The sequence below is a fragment of the Gracilimonas tropica DSM 19535 genome (assembly GCF_000375425.1).
In the GTDB taxonomy this organism is placed as follows: Bacteria; Bacteroidota; Rhodothermia; order Balneolales; family Balneolaceae; genus Gracilimonas; species Gracilimonas tropica.
This window is the reverse complement of record NZ_AQXG01000002.1, coordinates 635,962-654,361: the sequence shown is the minus strand read 5'-3', so window position 1 is coordinate 654,361 and position 18,400 is coordinate 635,962. Positions and strand designations below refer to the sequence as shown.

The 18,400-nt window shown below is 43.9% G+C and carries 13 protein-coding genes; 3 read left to right on the top strand and 10 right to left on the bottom strand.

The annotated features are described in order from the left end of the window. Positions 1-344: 344 nt before the first annotated feature. The 5 genes from B151_RS0106430 to B151_RS0106405 all read right to left on the bottom strand — a co-directional run bounded on the left by B151_RS0106430 (position 345) and on the right by B151_RS0106405 (position 8,351). Positions 345-884, bottom strand: coding sequence for a hypothetical protein (locus B151_RS0106430; RefSeq protein ID WP_020402791.1), 540 nt, complete (start codon positions 882-884; stop codon positions 345-347). A gap of 641 nt (positions 885-1,525) precedes the next feature. Next, positions 1,526-5,188 (bottom strand): ABC transporter permease/M1 family aminopeptidase, encoded by a 3,663-nt coding sequence (locus tag B151_RS0106420; RefSeq protein WP_020402789.1) that lies wholly within the window; start codon positions 5,186-5,188, stop codon positions 1,526-1,528. 18 nt (positions 5,189-5,206) lie between these two features. Continuing rightward, on the bottom strand, positions 5,207-6,097 hold the full coding sequence (locus tag B151_RS0106415; protein WP_026166527.1) for an ABC transporter ATP-binding protein: 891 nt from the start codon (positions 6,095-6,097) through the stop codon (positions 5,207-5,209). A 70-nt stretch (positions 6,098-6,167) separates the two neighbouring features. Beyond that, a complete protein-coding gene (locus tag B151_RS0106410; RefSeq protein ID WP_157470710.1) occupies positions 6,168-6,731 on the bottom strand; it encodes a hypothetical protein in 564 nt (187 codons plus the stop codon). A 534-nt stretch (positions 6,732-7,265) separates the two neighbouring features. After that, entirely contained in the window at positions 7,266-8,351 is a 1,086-nt protein-coding gene (locus B151_RS0106405; protein ID WP_020402786.1) for a TolB family protein, read from the bottom strand. Positions 8,352-8,458: 107 nt separating this feature from the next. Here B151_RS0106405 and B151_RS0106400 point away from each other — a divergent pair, with 107 nt between their 5' ends. Beyond that, positions 8,459-8,656 (top strand): hypothetical protein, encoded by a 198-nt coding sequence (locus B151_RS0106400; protein WP_020402785.1) that lies wholly within the window; start codon positions 8,459-8,461, stop codon positions 8,654-8,656. Positions 8,657-8,870: 214 nt separating this feature from the next. Here B151_RS0106400 and B151_RS0106395 read toward each other — a convergent pair whose 3' ends face one another. The 4 genes from B151_RS0106395 to B151_RS0106380 all read right to left on the bottom strand — a co-directional run bounded on the left by B151_RS0106395 (position 8,871) and on the right by B151_RS0106380 (position 15,098). Further along, a complete protein-coding gene (locus tag B151_RS0106395) occupies positions 8,871-11,360 on the bottom strand; it encodes a TonB-dependent receptor (protein WP_020402784.1) in 2,490 nt (829 codons plus the stop codon). Next, positions 11,338-12,705 (bottom strand): HTTM domain-containing protein, encoded by a 1,368-nt coding sequence (locus tag B151_RS0106390; RefSeq protein WP_026166525.1) that lies wholly within the window; start codon positions 12,703-12,705, stop codon positions 11,338-11,340. The genes B151_RS0106395 and B151_RS0106390 overlap by 23 nt, the downstream gene beginning before the upstream one ends. A 6-nt stretch (positions 12,706-12,711) precedes the next feature. Then, the gene (locus B151_RS0106385) at positions 12,712-13,821 is read right to left on the bottom strand and encodes an imelysin family protein (RefSeq protein ID WP_020402782.1); all 1,110 of its coding nucleotides are present in this window, start codon (positions 13,819-13,821) and stop codon (positions 12,712-12,714) included. Positions 13,822-13,889: 68 nt separating this feature from the next. Continuing rightward, positions 13,890-15,098 carry a DUF4856 domain-containing protein gene (locus B151_RS0106380; RefSeq protein WP_020402781.1) on the bottom strand — a complete coding sequence of 403 codons (1,209 nt, stop codon included), beginning with the start codon at positions 15,096-15,098 and terminating at the stop codon, positions 13,890-13,892. 214 nt (positions 15,099-15,312) lie between these two features. On the opposite strand from B151_RS0106380, the gene B151_RS0106375 reads away from it, so the two are divergent. After that, positions 15,313-15,741, top strand: a complete 429-nt coding sequence (locus tag B151_RS0106375; protein ID WP_020402780.1) for a sll1863 family stress response protein — start codon at positions 15,313-15,315, stop codon at positions 15,739-15,741. 3 nt (positions 15,742-15,744) lie between these two features. Here B151_RS0106375 and B151_RS0106370 read toward each other — a convergent pair whose 3' ends face one another. Continuing rightward, positions 15,745-17,244 (bottom strand): hypothetical protein, encoded by a 1,500-nt coding sequence (locus B151_RS0106370; RefSeq protein ID WP_020402779.1) that lies wholly within the window; start codon positions 17,242-17,244, stop codon positions 15,745-15,747. 415 nt (positions 17,245-17,659) lie between these two features. Here B151_RS0106370 and B151_RS0106365 point away from each other — a divergent pair, with 415 nt between their 5' ends. Further along, positions 17,660-18,397 carry a hypothetical protein gene (locus B151_RS0106365; protein WP_157470708.1) on the top strand — a complete coding sequence of 246 codons (738 nt, stop codon included), beginning with the start codon at positions 17,660-17,662 and terminating at the stop codon, positions 18,395-18,397. Positions 18,398-18,400: the final 3 nt, after the last annotated feature.

The following is an 18,400-nucleotide window of genomic DNA, read 5'->3' as shown; positions in this document are numbered from 1 at the left end:
CTCATTCGGTAAGCCCGCGTAGCATAAGAGGGCGAGATCAACCCGGTTGACCCCAGCCCGACGCAATTTGATTGGGACTCCGAATGGGTAATCGATGTAAGATCAGGGATGGTAACCTTAATCGGTTACAGCTATTGTGAAATACAATAGATAAGCCCGTAATGGTGTTGGATGGCCGGTTTATTCCCGCCGACCATCGATGAGATTGAAAGAAGTCGGTTTGATTGCCCGGTTAAAGTACCAACAATGAATAATAACCTGTTGTTTTTAAATAAATGCACTACAGCATATGGAAAAAAACTATCTACTTGACAAAGTCCTTTTTAATGGTGTTATGCCGCAATTTATTTAGAATTAAAGATTTCATTTTTAGAAAGTGGTGTTTCATATTCCCAAGAGTTTAAATGTATTTCAAATTTTTCTGCTAATTTTAAGGAATCTAAACTAGCTTTGGTTGTTAGAGAACCATTTTTTGTAAATAAAGCTGCATTTGGAAAAGCGTGTTTGTAAGAACCTCCATGTGGAAAATCATTCATATAGTAAAAACATGAACCTGTTGGATAGTAAATAATACTATCGGCACTAATTTGCTTTAGCACTAAATCAGTTTTGCCACTCTTTAGGGAAAAATCCCAATCTCTGAAACAACCAGCTTCATTACATTCAATACCTTTGTATTCACAAATCACAGTATCCTTTGTTGATAGTTTTTCACCGGAAATAGAATAGGTTAGTTCTACGGGAAATTCGCCAAATTTTGTAACTGGTGTTTTGACGGGATCACCAAGCAGAAAACTAAACACTGTTCCAGAATCAAGTCTGAAAATTAGTAGTATGAATAGGAGAACTACACCAACAATAAGAAGAGCTTTTAAAGATTTCATTTTGGTTTAGCTTGTGGCATAACGACCCGGCGTTTAAACGGCGCGGGGATTATGATTTCTTTTTGAAGTAGCAAAATTAATTCCTGGCAATCAAGTCTCCATCGCACCCTGTCCGCGTCCGATTTGAAACGCTTGTTAGGTTACATGCTATTCTTTGATTTTTGGTTCCGCTTTTGATGTAAATACGGTTTTAAATAGAAGATAAATGATTCCAATCGTTGCAGTACTCACAACAACAAAACCGAAAATATGTCCGAACTTGTACGCAAAAGGTTTACTCGTAGAAAAAGCATTTGGTAGTGTGTACATGATGCTGTCATGAATCTTTATCCCCAAAAACAAAAGTGCTACAAGTAAAGAATAAATTGAGAAGTATTTCTTCATGTCTGCAAGTGTAAATGTAACCTAACATAATATTATGTGAACGAAGGTATTGTTAGGGCGAACGAGACGAAACCGCCTTTACACGCTTTCCTGCACCTTCTTGTTCGTATAATGTGATTTTTGGGTTGTTATCCGAACCGCCGTTCGCCTAAGGTGTTCGCATAATATCCTCTTGTAAATCTCTAAGATAACACCTCTGCTTACTTTTTCAACAGTAAGCAAGGTGTCTAATCTTATCTTACCGAAGCAAATTTTACCTACTCATCCTCCCGTGAAGGCGGCCTCCGGTTATCATTCGAAATAGTATCAATGAGTTTGTTATAGGGATCGATGCCCACCGAAGTCGGCTCTTCATCAACGGTAATGGTAAACTCATTCAGGATATCCGTGAATTTTCGTTTTTCGAGGTAGAGCACGGTTTCATTGCCTAAGGAATCAGTACCGAATACGCCTACTTCGATCCAGTCCTGTAGGGGGAGGGATTCTACCGGTCGGCGGCGGCCTTCAATCTCTACCGAAAGACTGTCGCCTGCTTCGTTCTTATAAATGCGCTCGCCCGTTTCTCCGGTTCGGTATTTGGAAGCCTGAAGGGTGAGATTCACTTCGTAAGTGCTGCTGTCCAGTTCGGTGTAGCTCGCTTCCTCAACGCGGTTGTCGTACAGTGTGATAGTCTCAAACATATCAGTGATGAGATATTGCAACGAATCCGGTGTGGCAGCTTTCAGGTATTCCAGTAATTCCAGGGAAGTGGTGTAAGGCGGTTCCTGGAATGCAACATCGTCAATGTAATCGCTTAGGGCGGCGTTGAGTTTGTCGTCCCCGATGTAATCGCCCAGCGCATAAAATACCAGCGAGCCCTTGTTATAATGGATGTACTGCTGATTTTCGTTGTAGATCAGCGGCTGCTCGCGCTGTGACTCAAACGTTCGGCCGGTGAGGTAGCTATCCAGTGCATCTTTCAGGAAATACCGCATTTGGTGTACACCGTATTCCTTCTCCAGCACTTTCAGCGCGCTGTATTCCGAGAGACTTTCAGACAGCATAGTAGCACCTTGTACATTCGCACCAATCACCTGATGTGCCCACCATTGATGCGCCACCTCGTGCGCGGTAATACTGAACGGATAATTCACGGCATCTTCGGCTGTGGTATCCACATCGGCGATGAAACCCACGGCCTCAGAATAGGGAACCGTGTTGGCAAATGACTGCGCAAAACTTCCCCCGGTTCGCGGAAACTCAATAATGCGCAACTGCCGGAATTGGTACGGACTGAAGTTATCAGTGTAATAATCGAGCGATTTTTTTACGCCTTCCATCATGTATTCCAGATTATAGGTGTGGTCGGGGTGATGGTAGATCTCGATGTTGACATCATTCCAGGTGTCTTGCGCCACCTCAAATTCCGCAGAAATGAAGGAATAGAAATTCACGATGGTGCTGTCCATTTTGTAATGGAAATAGCGGCGGCCGTTCTCTTCCCATTCATCCTGAAGATAGCCGGGAGCGATGGCAATTTGTTCCGGTGACGTTGAGATGGTGGTCTCAAAATCGATCCAGTCGGCATCGCTGGAGATGTAATTATTCATTCGGGCAGCGCTGTCCGTGATGGCCGGCATTCGTGGTTTTTCAGGAAGATCATAGCGCTCACGGGCTTCACGACTGCTCAATTCCGCAGATTCCTGATAACCGATCCTCGGGAAAAGGGAATTGTTGATGAAAGTTCCGTTGTACCGCACAGGCGACTCATTTTCCAGGATCTCGTTCTCTTCATTTGAAAGGGCAAAGGTGAACAGCACCGAGTCACCGGGCATCAGCGGTTCAGCAAGACGATAGATATCGTAATTCATGGAGTCATCTTCCAGCACCAGCTCGAAATCGCGATCAAACTCAAATACACTGATGTAGCTGTTGTGGTCGATGTGGACGGAGTCGATGGGGAAGGTGGTTTTATTTTTCAGGATGTAGGTTCCGGCCACTTCAAAATCGCGGGTCTCCGGATACAGATCCAGGTTGATGGTACTCGACACAATTCTCGGCTGAGGGACATCCCGGAACTTGCCGTAATTCTTTTCAAAATCCGCCGTACGTTTTTCCCATTCCTGGGATGAAATGTATTCGTGCTTGATGTTATTCACGTAATAGATCCATGTTCCCACGCTAAAAAAACCGACCAGTGAGATCGTAAAAACGAGTTTCAAATTTGTGGTGAAGGCTTCTTTGGCATTTTGAATGCGTTCCTTGAAATTCCCTGGCAATCCCCTTCGGAAAAACAGGATCGCAAGCACATACAGTGCGATGGACAGCAGCAGCCAGTAGCCTTTATACACAAAGTACGGAGCCAGCGATCGGCCGTATCCGTTCATATCAGAATAAGCCGTACCGGGCGCCTGATTGAATTTAAAGACCGTTTGCTCGATCCCAATTTCACCCAAAAAGGTGATACCAATGGAGATCACCAGCAGCAGAATAAAGCCAATGTAGTAATTCTTGAACAGGCTGTGAATGAAAATGGCAAAAAGTCCCCAGATCACCACGTGGATCAGCGAAATGGCATACAGATCAAAGAGATACTGACCGATCTCGTAGTTAAAATATCCATTGAAGGTTTGTACTCCGATTCCGGCGATCATGATGATGGAAAGCAACGCCATCTGCATGAGTACGAGCGCCAGGAATTTGGAGAATAAGATCGTCCAGTTGGCGGTAGGTGTTACGTGAATGAGCTGATCCATATTGTCACCGCGACTGCGATGGATGAGCATTCCTGCATATAAAAAGGTCAGAATGTTGATAAACAGGCTGAAGAAGGTTCCGGGGAGTTGCAGCATTTGCCAGGTGACCGGCAGGGTGTCGGTACCAAAAATTTCACCCCCGAGAAGAATCACACTCAGCGAGATCAGCAATCCGATCAGCGCAATAATGATAAACGCCCAACCGCTTACAATATATTTGAAGTCAACCTTGGCGAGTTCCCATGATAATTTCAGGTTTTCGATGAATGAGAAATTCATGTCAACTTTGGGCATGTTCACCGTCAAAATGCTGCCGAAATTTTTCTTCGTTACGGCTTCTCCCTTTTTCTTTTTGAAGAAGTTGAAGCTGAACGCCTGCTGACTAAAACTGAATCCCCAGTAAACCAATCCGAAAATAAGGATTCCAAGTCCGCCCCAAATGAGTCGGTTGTAGAGGATCACTTCTCCCCAGGGCAGCGGGTTTTCATTCTGTTCAAAAATGGTCCAGTATTCAGTGTAGTAGGCATTGGCTTGAGCTCCGTATGGGTCGAGCAGGGCGGCCAGGTATTTGTTATCCAGGTCGGCTGTGAGATTCTGGGCAAAGATCTGGATCAGGAAAAAGGCCAGGATCACAATAAAAGCCACGTTGATATTTCGGGTGAAGGCCACGATCGCAAACACCATCGCCCCGAAAAAGATCATGTTGGGAATCAGGTAGTAGAGAAAGGGCTGAACGTAGCTCATTATTTCAAAGGGACCGAGGAGCTCCGGATTGGTGCCCGGGGTAATGGTTCCAAGGATAATCCCGAGAGCAGCTGCCATCATCACCAGGGTAGAAACCGTGAGTCCGGCCATGAATTTCCCCAGCAAATATTCCCACTTTTTGAACGGGTAAGAATACAGCACCGAATGCATGTGGTGTTTGTAATCGCGGTAAATGGTTCCGCCGATAAGGGCAGGGAGAAAGAAATACAGAATGATTGCCATTTCATTCAACAACCCGTTGATGGCAACCGGGGAATTCATGATGGTGATGGAATTCATACTTACGGTCAGGCTTTCGAAAATGCCTGCGGCGCTGATCATAACAAAATAGGAGAGCGCAAACATGATACCGGCGTATACATAAAAGGAAGTTTGTCGCAGCCAGTACCGGATCTCAAAAGAAAAAATGGAATAAAACATAGTGGACAGAATTTGGGATTAAGCGGCTACAACTTCTTTCTCTTCGCGGAGGGTCACGAAATATACATCCGCCAGATCGGGCGCTTTGGCCTCGAAGGTTTCATCAGGCTGCTCGGTTCCGTGAACGCGAATATTCAGCGTGTTATCCTGATTGAAGTTGGAAGATATGACGTTGAATTTATCTTCGTATGCTTCCAGTTCATCCCGCTCAATGACCTTCGTCCAGATCTGTCCGTCTAGCGATTTCACGGCTTGTTTCGGGGTGTGATGACTCAGAATACGTCCACCATTCATGATGGCCATATCGGTACAAAGTTCTTTCACATCATCCACAATGTGGGTAGAAAAGATGACGATATGGTTGGTACCGATCTCCCGAAGTACATTCAGGAAGCGATGGCGTTCGGAAGGATCAAGTCCGGCGGTAGGCTCATCTACGATGATGAGTTTTGGGTCGTTCAACAGCAACTGGGCAATGCCAAATCGCTGCTTCATTCCGCCTGAATAACCGGCTACGCTTTTGTTTTTCACCTCAAACAAATTGGTGACTTCCAAAGCGGTATTCACTATTTCAGTGCGCTGAGATCCGTCGGTGATTCCTTTCAACCGGGCAAAATAATGCAGCAAATCCTCGGCCGACATCTTTGGATACACCCCAAATTCCTGTGGCAGATATCCGAGCACTTTTCGAAGGCTTTGTTTGTCCTCAAGAATGTTGATGTCGTTGAGAAAAGCAGAACCCGAATCAGGTGCTTGTAATGTGGCGATGGTGCGCATCAGCGTGGATTTTCCGGCGCCATTAGGACCCAAAAGCCCAAACATGCCCGATTCGATCTCGATGGATACGTCATCAAGGGCTTTCACCCCGTTCTTGTATGTCTTTGAAATATTGGAAAGCGTAAGTTTCATAACCCGGTTTATTAAGTGTTGATTTCCGAGCATGAGTATAACCAAATCACAGTTTTAAACGAAAGGGAAATCAAGATGAAGGAGTGGACATTTGAAATAGAACGACGTATTTACCTTCCCGGACTTGAATGCGGGATTCCTCTAAACCGATTTGCAATACGCGCTCATATATTTTTTGAACATCATTCAGGTCAGCAACTTCACCTTCCTTTTGATCCAGAACTCCATCAGCATCTAAATCCCAATAAATGAGGTACGTACTTTCCAATAAATTCGAGACAATAAACCGGTTGTAAAGTTGATCTGTGTAGTTTCCAAGCGTTTCAATTGTGAATAAGGTATCTGAATTCGCTACTTCATAGATCCGATGTCCTTCTCTGCTTTTAAATTTACCAGCTTCAATGGCTTTCTGAATCCCAAAATGGTAGATCATATTTACCTGATCCAACGAAAGATCACCGTACTGAATGATCTCAATACTTCCATCCTGATCTTGATCTAAGCACCGCAATACGGTACTGTTGTTGTCAAACCCCAGCAAGTAATTCATACCCTCTCCATCTTGTGCGTTAATGCTGATGATCTGGTAATTTTGATCGTCATAATTGAAATCAAAGGTAGTTTTAACGGGCAATTCCTTTGTAGCAGAGCAGCTGATCAGAACTGATCCTAAGAATGAAAAGAAGAGATATTTGGAAAAATGAATCATACCCTTGCCTGCAATTAGGGTGCATTTGAATAGTAACTAAATGGGGAATGGATTCAAAGGGGTAAGAATGAGTGCAGAAACTTTAACTGAGAAGACAAATGCGAGTTGATCGACATAGATTATCAATCTTTGTTTCAAAGTAGGTCAGATTTAAAAAATGAAATTCGAAGTTTTCTTTACAAAAAGCATGTAGTTTTCATAAAAGAGGAAGGTGAAGCACTATTGGTTCTAAGAGTTAAGAGTTCTTCACCAAAGCATGGACATTCGGAATAAGAAGATCTGATTCTACCCCCAGCTTACCATGAAATCCATCTTTCCGTTTCCCTTGGATAGAGCGCTATGTTTTATCGGTGAGAAACGGGGTGATGGAGAGGCTATGTCCATTACCCGGCTCTTCTTTCTAAAAGATGGACCGTAAGTCGGGCAGCTTGCCCGACCTGCTTAACCCGGAAAAAAAGCCTACTCCACCCAATCCGCCACAAAAACGTTGGTTGACCGGTCACCGCCATTATTTCGGTTTGAGGAGAAGACGATCTTTTTGCCATCGGGAGAGAACATCGGGAAAGAATCAAAAGCCTCATCAAAAGTGACCTGCTCCAATCCGGTTCCATCCACATTGATCATAAAGATGTTAAAGGGAAATCCACGTTGGGATTGGTGGTTGGATGAAAACACGATCTTCTCTCCGGAAGGATGGAAATAAGGTGCCCAGTTGGCATTTCCAAGATCGGTGATCTGCCGGAGTCCGGTTCCGTCTACGTTCACGATGAAGAGTTCCATGTTGGTCGGTTCAACTAATCCCTGAGAAAGCAGGTTTTTGTATTTGGCAATTTCTTCTTTGGTCTCCGGTCGTGATGCCCGGAAGATCAGCTGGGTTCCATCGGGAGAGAAAAAGGCTCCGCCATCGTATCCTAATTCATCCGTTACCTGAATTACGTTAAAGCCGTCCGTATCCATGATGTAGAGTTCGAGATCTCCGCTGCGGTCGGAAGTGAATACAATTTTATCGCCCTTTGGTGAAACGGTGGGTTCTGCATCGTAACCGGGTTCGTCGGTTAACTTGGCGATGATGTTACCATCCATGTCGGCTTTGTAGATATCATAAGAATCGTAGATCGGCCACACATAGGCTCCGGCTGCCCCACGTTCGGGAGCGGTTGGGCATTCCAGTCCATTTTCATGGGTAGAGGAGTAGACGAAAGTGGAATCGCCCGGAAGAAAATAGGCGCAGGTTGTTCGTCCGTTTCCGGTGCTGATCATAGGAGGCTTAAATCCAGGTTTCTTTTCCGAAATATCCATGGTAAAAATTTGATCACACTTTACGCCCCACTCAGGATTGTTGGATTGAAAGATGAGTTCTTCCCCATCGTAACTCCAATATGCTTCTGCATTATCCCCGCCAAAAGTAAGCTGACGAACATTTTGAAGGTGCACTTCCTGCTCGTATTTCAAGGTATCGGTTTCGGGATTGTAAGTATTTTGGTCAGTATTGGAATTGCAGGAAATGGCAATAAAAAAGATCAGAGGGATAGCAAGATATTTCATGAATAGGGTAGATGAATGAATTTTGAGAACCAAAAGATACGGAAATTTTTTTGTAAGGAATGGGGATGAATTTGCTTTTACTAATGAAGACGAACCAAACTAAGGGTATGAAGAAATCAAGTAAATTATTACGGTTGGAAGGATGGGATTACAGAACTCCGTGGTATTATTTTATCACTATCTGCACCAAAGATCGTGAGCATTATTTTGGGGAAATCCGGAATGGAAAGATTGGACTTACCGGGCAGGGCTGTGCAGCCTGGTATTTTTGGAATCAGATTCCTAATCATTTCCCCACTGAATAAAAGGGAATTTGGAAAACCAAAACCAGGATCTGTATCTGTGATTTTAAATCAATACAAGGGTTCAGTCACCCGATGGTGCAATCAAAAAAATTATGAATTAGCATGGCAATCCCGGTTTTATGATCACATAATCAGGAATTACAGGGCACTAAATGCTATCCGGGTTTACATCAAATTAAATCCTGACAATTGGTAACCAAATTCACAAATTAGCTCAATTGCCAATCTTGAATTGCAGGGTTAAATAATAGGTTCTTGGCGGAGAAGGAATAATTCCCGGGCCGGGATAGCCGGTTGCTCTACGTGTGAAATACCAGTCATTGAGCAGATTGTTGATGCCCGTTTCAAGCTTCAAATTCTTCCAGGAATAGGAAGCCGAGAGGTCCAGAATATCATAGGCTGGAATTTCTCCGCGGATGCCGCTTTGGTTATCGAAAGTATTTTGAGGGGCATTGGAGGCGTCGGTAAACTGAGAGGAAACATACGTGTACTGAAGACTCCCTAATAGGTTTTTGTACCCAAAATTCACACCTGTTTTCATATTAATCAAAGGAACAAATTCGACTTCATTTCCCTGCACTCCGGCAATATCAGAATCCAGATATTCGGATTGGGTGAGGGCGGTATTTGCGAATACATTCAATTTCAGGTCCCGAGAATCATTCCCCGTGATTGACAGCAGATTGAACTCGACCAAGCTTTCAATTCCATACATAAAAGCCTGCCCGATGTTGCCCCGAAATCGCACAACGCGTCCGGTTTCTTCCTGATCACCTTCGGCATTGATGCGAGTTTCTGCCCGAAGGACTTCCCCAATTCGATTGTTATACAAGAGAGCAAATCCGCCGACGTCATAAGAAACGGATTCACCAATTCGTCCTCGGACGCCAAAGTCAGTGGTAAAGCCGCTTTCATCGGTGATGTTTGGGTCGACCTTAAAAGTGGGATTTACAATTCGTATGTCATTGAACGTTACGGACCGATAATTCTGGGAGAAGTTTCCATAGAATTCTGTTTTGGTGTTTGGAAGATAACTGAGTCCGGCACCCAGCAAAATAAAACTCCGCTCAAATTCCCGGTTGTCTTCGAAGGTCTCGTTTTGAATAGGATTTCCGGCGAGATCAAAATTCACGCGTTTGAAGGTTCCCTCACTTTGCGTGTTGATGTACTCAAACCGAAAACCCGGCGTGATGGAGAAATTATCCTTCAGGTAAAAAATATTCTCCCCGAAAAGCGCCACGTTTCGATTGGGAAAAATGAAATCGGATTGATTAGGGTAATTTGGAAATTGTTGGTCGGCTAAAGTGAAATCAGCTTCTGAAGATGCCGATCCCGGTCCCTGAACCGACTCATTCCTGGATTGATAATATTTGGAACCGATCAGGAAAACAGAATTCATGTCTCCGATCTGATATCGGTTTAGAAATCGAACTTCGGTTCCCCAGTTGTTGAAATCTCCCAGGATAAGATCACGCGGAGCATTCAGGTCGTCTTTCTGTGAAACGCGGTTGGTCCGGAATCCGACAGATTTTCGAGAAGCGTCGAGTCCATATGCCAACACGCTGAGCCGAGTTTTATAAGAAAAGCGGTGCTCCAGCTTCACGGAAGCCAGTTTCCAGTCCACTTCAAACCAGTTTCGGGTTCGATTGCTGACGGTGGGATCTCGGTAGAATTGAGCGTCTGTAAGTCCGCCGGGCTGCTGGGCGAGATAGTATAAATAGGTGAAATCTGCACTTAAGGTGGTATTTTCGCCCAGATCATAATCCGCAAAAAAGTAGGCGTTTTGGGATTCAAAATTGGAATTGGGGCGGAATCCATCGCCGTTTTTGTAGTTGAAATATCCATAATAGCCGGCTTTTCCCGTGGAACCGCTCAGGCTGTTGAAGGAAGTAAGCAGGGCATTTGAGCCAACCGATTGTCGGGAGACCCATTCAATATTTCGATCCTGAACCGGTTTCTTCATTTTGAAGTTAACAAGTCCGCCAAACTGAGTTCCATATTGTAGAGAAGCTGCTCCGCGAATCACCTGAATTCGTTCAATTCCCTCGGCCGGAGGCGTGTAATAGCTTTCGGGATAGCCTAGCACATCTGCGCTGATGTCGTAATTATTCTGGCGAATGTTGAAGTTGGAAGAGCGATTGGGATCAAGTCCGCGCCCACCGATATTGAGCTGCAAGCCGGCATCATTGGATTCGAAAATGTTCAGTCCTGAAATCTGACTGTAGATCTGCCGGGCATTATTGGCGGACGTATTCACCACCATATTATCCAGATTGATGACCTCGTTTTTCTTTCCTGCAAAGATCGAGGTTCCCTCCACTTCCCGAAGCCGCTGCATGGCAAAAACTTCCTCCCGCCGTTCCGTAATCGCTACTTCTGACATTTCCCTGGAAAGTCTTTCAAGCTCGATATAGATCGTGGAATTCTTGGTGTCAAGGACAATAGGGCGCTGCACCACTTCATATCCCAGCTTGTAGAAATACAGGAAATAGGTGCCGTAAGGAAGATCATTGATCTCAAAATAGCCGTCTTCATCGGTTCGAAATGACTTGCCGGCATTGTTGTCGTAAATCTCTACCATTTCGACCGGCTCTTTGGTTTCGGCTTCAATTACATAGCCGGAAATTTGATGTTGGGCCTGAACTGACATCGAACACCATCCAAAAAGAAGAAGTAAAAAACTAAAGGCCTTTAATTTCATCATTAAAAGGGAGTAACCAGGTTCGGTGTTTGAGTGAAGGTTTGATTTCGGTGAGATCGACTTCCGGATTCACATACGGCTGACTTCGCCGTCCATTTAGCGCGACATAACTTTCCACATAGATCTCGGGATCTTTGATGCCTTGCGTCTGATAATGGTCTTCGAGGTAGTGGGCATATTCCAGTATGAAATCGGGTTGAAAGGACATCTGTTTTTCCTGGAATTCAGTAAGGAACTGATCGTTATCGACATAAAAACGCTGGCCGTTTTCCGGGTTCACGACTTTGAAATTGGCATAACCGGCTTTCTCCATGAGCATCACCCGCCAGGAAAACCGGTAGCCCTCTTCGGTCCAGAATAATTCTCCAGGATAGAGTAAATATCTAAAAGGAATGAGTAGCTGCAGAATGAAAAAGACCGCGACGATTCCAACAGAAGCCTTTCTTAGCCAATTTTTTGGGAATTGATAGATCTTTCCGTTATCAAAAACTGATTTCGAGATATTCAGCCATTCCGAAATTTTAGCAAGTATTTTATTATGCAATCCGGCATCAAAAAAGATCAGCACACTACCGATCATGATGTACGGAAACATGCCGATGGGGAACAGCACGCGGGTCAAAACATGAAAAATGACGACCATCATAAAAGCGAAAATGCGGGTTCGTTTGTAAAGCAGCAGGAACGGAATGGACAGGTCGTAAAGAGTACCACCCCAGGCAAAAGCGTAATGTGCCCAGGTTTGCTGCAGCAGATCTCCCAATAACGGAATGGAGTATTTCGACGGCAGCCAGATCTGAAGGGGCATGGCTTCGAAGAGCCAGTCGGAGTTTAGTTTTGCAAGTCCGGCGTAAAAATAGACGATACCCAAAAGAAGTTTGATGGAGTCGATGGTCCAGGCCGGAATTTCCTGAGAGCGCAGGTGTTTATTCCGCCGGGCATCTATCGAATAGTAGGCGTGAGCCGGGAGAAAGATCATCAGAAAGCTCAGGATGCTGATGAAGTAATAGTGGTTCAGATAGGTGGTTTTGTCCATCAGCTCGATATAGGTAAAGCTGAGGAAAAAGACGATGATGGAAATGCGATATTTAAATCCGAGGGCTACAAAAAGGGATGTGATCCCGCAGATGATAAACAGAAGGTAGGTCCATTCACCCAAAGGCCCAACCCATTCAAATCCCAAATAGGAAAAATGAAAATCCGGTTCAATATAAAGCTTGGAGATCCATCCATTGGCCGCAAAACGAACGATGCTCCACAGCATCAGGATTCCGAATAAGATCCGGAAAACGGCGAGTGGAGCAGCATTCTTTGTGCGGGAAAAATATGTTTGAATGGAGTTATATATCACGCTTTAGTCACCGTCGGCATCCACATAATCCACATTGATACTCAGCGCCTGCAGCATATCTACTTTCATATTTACGACATTTCGCTGGAGCTCATCATAGGTGGAAAGCATCAGAGAATTATCGGTTTCAACTTGAGCGGCGAAGTCGGGATCTAAATTTTCGGCGCGTGATTGTGCGGTCTGAAATTGATCATTGATCAGCATGGTGAGATCGGCTCCGTCCTTCATCGTATTCAGGTAATCGAGATAATCATCCAGGCTTTGGCCATTCACTTCCGCATCAAAATGGGTTCCGTTAAAGAAATTGATGCTGGCGGTGAGAGCCTCGTTAAACAGGGCTTTGGAAAGTCCCTCGCTGTAGTACGCTTCCACATGACTGCTCAGGGGTGAACCGGAAAAGACACCGGCCGGAATGCCGACCTTGCCGGCACGCAGGTGTTTCTCGTAGTAATAGATGTAGTCGTTCACCATCATATCGAGGGAAGAATTGGCGCCATTTCCGGAATTGCTGACAAATTCATCACGATAACCGTTTGTCCAGTTTTCCAGCACTTGATTCGCAAGATTATCGGCGCGTTCGGTAAGGTCGGTAAGATAAACACGATAATTTTCGGCGTTGGAATCGGTAGTATAAGAAGCGAGAATTTCAGCATCGTTTTCTCCCAAACCGTTAAGTAGATAATCTAACGCAGGAAAGCCCTGGCTACTATTTTGAGAAGGCAATTCGAGGTTGTAACCTCCTTCGGTAATGTTTTCGTTGATATTTGAGGTATCCGATGGGTAAATATTCAGGTTATCACGAAATCGAAGCTGCATGGCTTCTCCCATTTCAAACATTGAAACATGCTGGAAAGCCAGGTAAGCATTTTCCCATGAAGTGCGAAGTTTGACGAGATTTTGTTCGGTTGGGTTCGAAGCGAATTCTTGGGCTGAGGTATGAAGCTGATCTGTGGTCTCGGAAAAATGGGTGAAGGCCGGGACGATAATATTATCAGCCCAGTTCACCAATATTGCTTCGCGGTCAAAATCATCCGGATCAGGTCCCGATGGACCGTTACCGGTACAACCCCAAACGATCAGAACGGTGAACAGTAAAGCTGTTAATTTTTTCATAATGAATAAGATTTAAAACAAAAAAGCCGGCAACAAATCAAGCTGCCAGCCTTTGGATGAAAATTCTGTTAGTTGGCGGCTTGTGAAACGGTGAATTCAAATTGTGCTGCAATCGTTTCAGATATTTCGTCCAATGTACTTGGTTCTACATCCCAGAGACCCTGACCGGCTTCCAGCTGCGCCAGCATTTCATCAATCTCTTGCATGCCAAGATAAGGACTGTCAGAATTTGGAACTCTGCTGAATTTAAGGCTGTAAAGAAAGCCATAGGCCTCAGATAGATCATGAAAAGCTGCTCCATAATCAGGGGTAGCCTGGTCGAGTGCATTTTTTCCGGATTGCAAATAATAAACAGCTCTCACAGCTATAACGGTCGAAATATTCTCGCGGATGATCTGAGCCTGTTCATCACGGATATCATAAGCACCGGCTTCGATTGCGGCACGGCCAAGAATAAAGGCGTCAAACGTTTCCTGTCCAATTCCGGCAAAATCTTCGTCTGCATCAACGCGCCCCAAATAAGTATTCAGGAATCCATTTCCTTCGCCAATAGCAGGATTGGCCGGATTGTCAGCATTACCGAACAGGTAGCCATAGGCTTCATCCCATTTGTGCTCCATATCGGTATAGTTTGCACCATCAGCTAATGTGCCATTGCTGTTATCTTCTCGATTGGTTCCAGCATCCAAAACAGCCGTGCTGAGGTAATTATTCAACATTTGGTCGGCCATCAGAGCCCCGATAAGACTTTTCCCTACCAATTGGTTGTATTCAAATCCTTTGCCGTTTACATATCGGGCGGAAGAACCATCCGCGATCTGGCCCGGTTGACCCGGAGCGGCTTGGGTGTTCTCATTTGGAAATACGTCCTGAACCTGAGCGCTTAACCAGCCTTCAAATTCATTTTTGATCTCTGCACTGAGCTGAGTGTTAGATGAAAAATAATCGGTTGATGCCGCCACTTTGCCTTTGATGTTTTTAGTGGCTTCATTCAGATCTTCGTTTTGAAATGGATCAGCATCTCCGCCTTCAGCAGTTTCGTTGCGATACATTTCCAATAACAACTCTTCGGTAGTATTGTCAAAATCCATCATGGCGGAAGTCAGTTCGCTGGCCATCTGGATTCGGGTAGTTTGGCCGGTGAAGGAGACACTGGATTCTCCATTTCGGGTAAACTCATAGGTAGAAGGAGCTTCAATTTTGGCAGTTTCGTTGTTGTCGCAGGAAATGAATGCGAGGGTTAAGAGCGGCAGTAATAATATTTTTGTAAGCCTCATGATATAGGAAAAGGAATGATTTATGATTGGTATTTTTATTTAGAACGATTCTAAGTTAAGAACCTTTTCAAACGGAATCAAAGCTTATGTGGAATAAATCTAAATAAAAATAAAACCCATGGTCGCCCGGATGCAGGTATATAAACTTAGAAAATGGAACAAAGGGAAGGGGAATCCATTTAACTGCATGAACTGATAATAAACCTTAGAAATTATGCTAAAACACGCATTTGTTATTGGAATTTCATCACTGCTTATTCTTGGAGCTTGCTCTGAGAAAACGGAAAACAGTGCACAAAAAGCAAATGAACAAGTTGAGAATACGATAGAGTCGGCCCAAAATGATATTCGCCAAACCAAGGATGAATTTGTGGCGGAAGCAGAAAGAACGCTTGAAGATATGAATGAAAAAATTTCAGAAGCTGAAGAGCAACTTCAAGACAAATCTGAAGAAGTCCGGGAAGAAGCCGAAGAGAAAATTGAAGAACTGAAAGGAGAGCGTGATTCCTTCAAAGAAGATCTTGCCGAGTTGAAAGAATCCGGACAGGATAAGTGGCAGGAGATGCGGGATGAAATGAAAGATGGACTTCAATCTCTCAAAGAAAAATACAACAAAGTGCTTGAGGATATCAAAATGAGCTGATGGTTATGAAGTCTGCCGGGGAGATATAATATCCATGGCCTGGCTAAGCAGATGCTTGCTGAAATTGATGAATCGTTCTTGATGCCCCATGGCCAAAATTCTAAGAACCAATCGAAGTTCGGCTAATAGTTTGGGAGGGTCGCTGACAAGGCTGTCTTCACGAACCACTTCATCCCAGTTAATGGAATGCTTAAACTTAACACCGGCCCGGGCCATAGTTTTCAAATACACATTGGCCATCAATCCGTAGCCAATGGTGGTTGGGTGTAGGCCATCGAGGCTGAAAATGCCACCTTTATACAGTTTGCCTTCATTATTAAGCCGGATAAAATCGGTTGAGAGGTGTACATCTCCATGTTCATCAACAAGGTGAGCCGTACTATCCTGAGCTTTTAAGGCATCAGCAAGGCCTTTTGGAAAATCTCTGACCAATTCCCCGCCAAGTCGGCGCCGAGCCATTCCTGCAACATTCTTGGCCATTGGAACCACGTGCCAACCATATTCTCCGGCTACTTTTTTTATGATGGCATTGTACTCATCCATGGTCAGGTCGAGCTGAATAGCCTCATCTTTTGTAAGATGAGGATGTTTGTCGGGATGGAAGTCTTCATCCCAGATCCAAAAGCGCGTGTAGTAGTCAAAATAACCAAGACGTTTACTGGAAAGGTCATTATTTACGCCTCGCATCACAGGGGGAATGGTTACGTACGGCAGTGTTGGAACAAAAACCCGTTCTGCATTCAGCTTAGAGACTTTCTCCGCCAGCTTCCGATACTGCTTCTCAAAATGTTCGGGACGATATACAGTGTACTTTCTCTCGCCGGGAAAACCTTCAATATCCTGGTCTTCCGTCCAAATAAGTTTAAGGTCGGTTACTGCAGCAATCATATTATTATGCCCGAGACAAACGATCAGGTTCTCAATTCCCCCGTCATCAGCAAGAATTTGGGCATTATCGATTTGACTGCGTTCTTCAAAATCAGTTTTGAGGGATGGATTTAAAACAAGACGTGCTGTGGTGAATTTGGCGTGGTCAGGGAGGAAGTCGAACACGGTAAAACGCTCGGGATTGTTGGCAATATACTCCCGGCTGTTCCTTTCATTGACGATCCAGGAATCGCTGATATTGAATCCCCAGATGGACTGATTATGGTACGGCTGAGAGCGTTCTACAGAGAGGTCTTTGAGCCCTCCTTCCCAATATTTTTTGATCCGTTTTAAAGTCTGGATCATGTGTTTTGCAGCCGGCAGATATTCATTCCATGTAATTTCATCTCCGATTTCTTGTGAAAGTCCACGCACTAAAACTTCGATATTCAGAGGAATTCCGGCCTGAGCGGTAAAATTAGGCTGATCGAAAGGAGGGTTTGATTTAAAGCAGCGGTGGATAAAAGAAGGAAAGTTGATATCGGTGCGATAAATGCCTCCATTGTTAAAACCTTGCGAAAGGCTGTCGCCAATAACTACTAACTTATGTTTTGCTTCTTTTTTCTTCCAGAACATGATTGGTTGCCTCTAAATCTCGAAAGCATAAAAAGATAACTAAGTGCGGGATGATTCAAAATGGCATTGTGTAATTCCTGTAATCTATTTGACCACTGTCCTCTCTCTTCCCGATTCTGGGGACAGCGGAGCTGAAATCGATCTCTCTTACCTCTTCGGCAAGCAGGCTCCAAAGAGATATATGTTCTTGCTGTGGCATAGAATCCGAACCTATGATAATATAGTCTTCAGCAGTAAGAACTTGTGTCCCTCCGGAGGGACCGTTAAATCAATTCATTGATTTAACAGGGAGGACAGTCAGCAAACAAATTCATCCATCAATACATAAAAAAATATTTATTTTACAAAACATCAGTTTTAAATAAGTAAACCGAAAATGATTTTTATTCGCCTATTATTTTTTTTCGCATTTATAATGGCAGTTTCAACGTCATCTTTAGCTCAAATAGATAAATACAGGAATCAATTTGTTTGGAGCCTTGATAGTGCAGTTGTTTATGCAAAACCTGATATGGAGTCGAAGATAAAGTTTAAGGTGCGCTATGGAAATCAAGTTAGGCAACTTGAAGTTTTGGATTCACTGACTACAGCGCCAGCTTTTGAAATTGATGATAGTTTTCAAGGGGCAACTCCTTCTGCACGATGGATAAAAGTAGAATATAAATCAGAAAAAGGCTATGTAAAAAGTGACCAACTTGGAGTATTACCACCTTTTTATAGAACAGATTATGGAGTGGAATCTACGGAAGAATATTTTAAACGAATTTTTAGGAAAATTGATGAAGTTGAAAAGAAAGTACCAGTAAATATTAATGGGAAAATTTTTGAAGCCTCTGTTGATTCAATTCAATTTGGAAATGGTATATACAAAACAGAGCGCTGGTTTGATGGTTGTGTTGATTATGAATATAAAGTCGTTGGCTTAGATTTTTATCAGGCATTGAATATTGCTTACATGACTTCTTATACTGAATCTATGGTAAATACTGGCCCTCCAGGAAAACCAGATATTAAGAGGCATGGATATGGAATACGATTAATGAGTAAAGAAGGGAATATCTATTATTTTGACGGAGCTTTCTCAGCCCAAGAAGTATATTTAAAACAAATAGATGAGACAGAATATATTTTTGGCCATTATTACTGTGTTTAAATC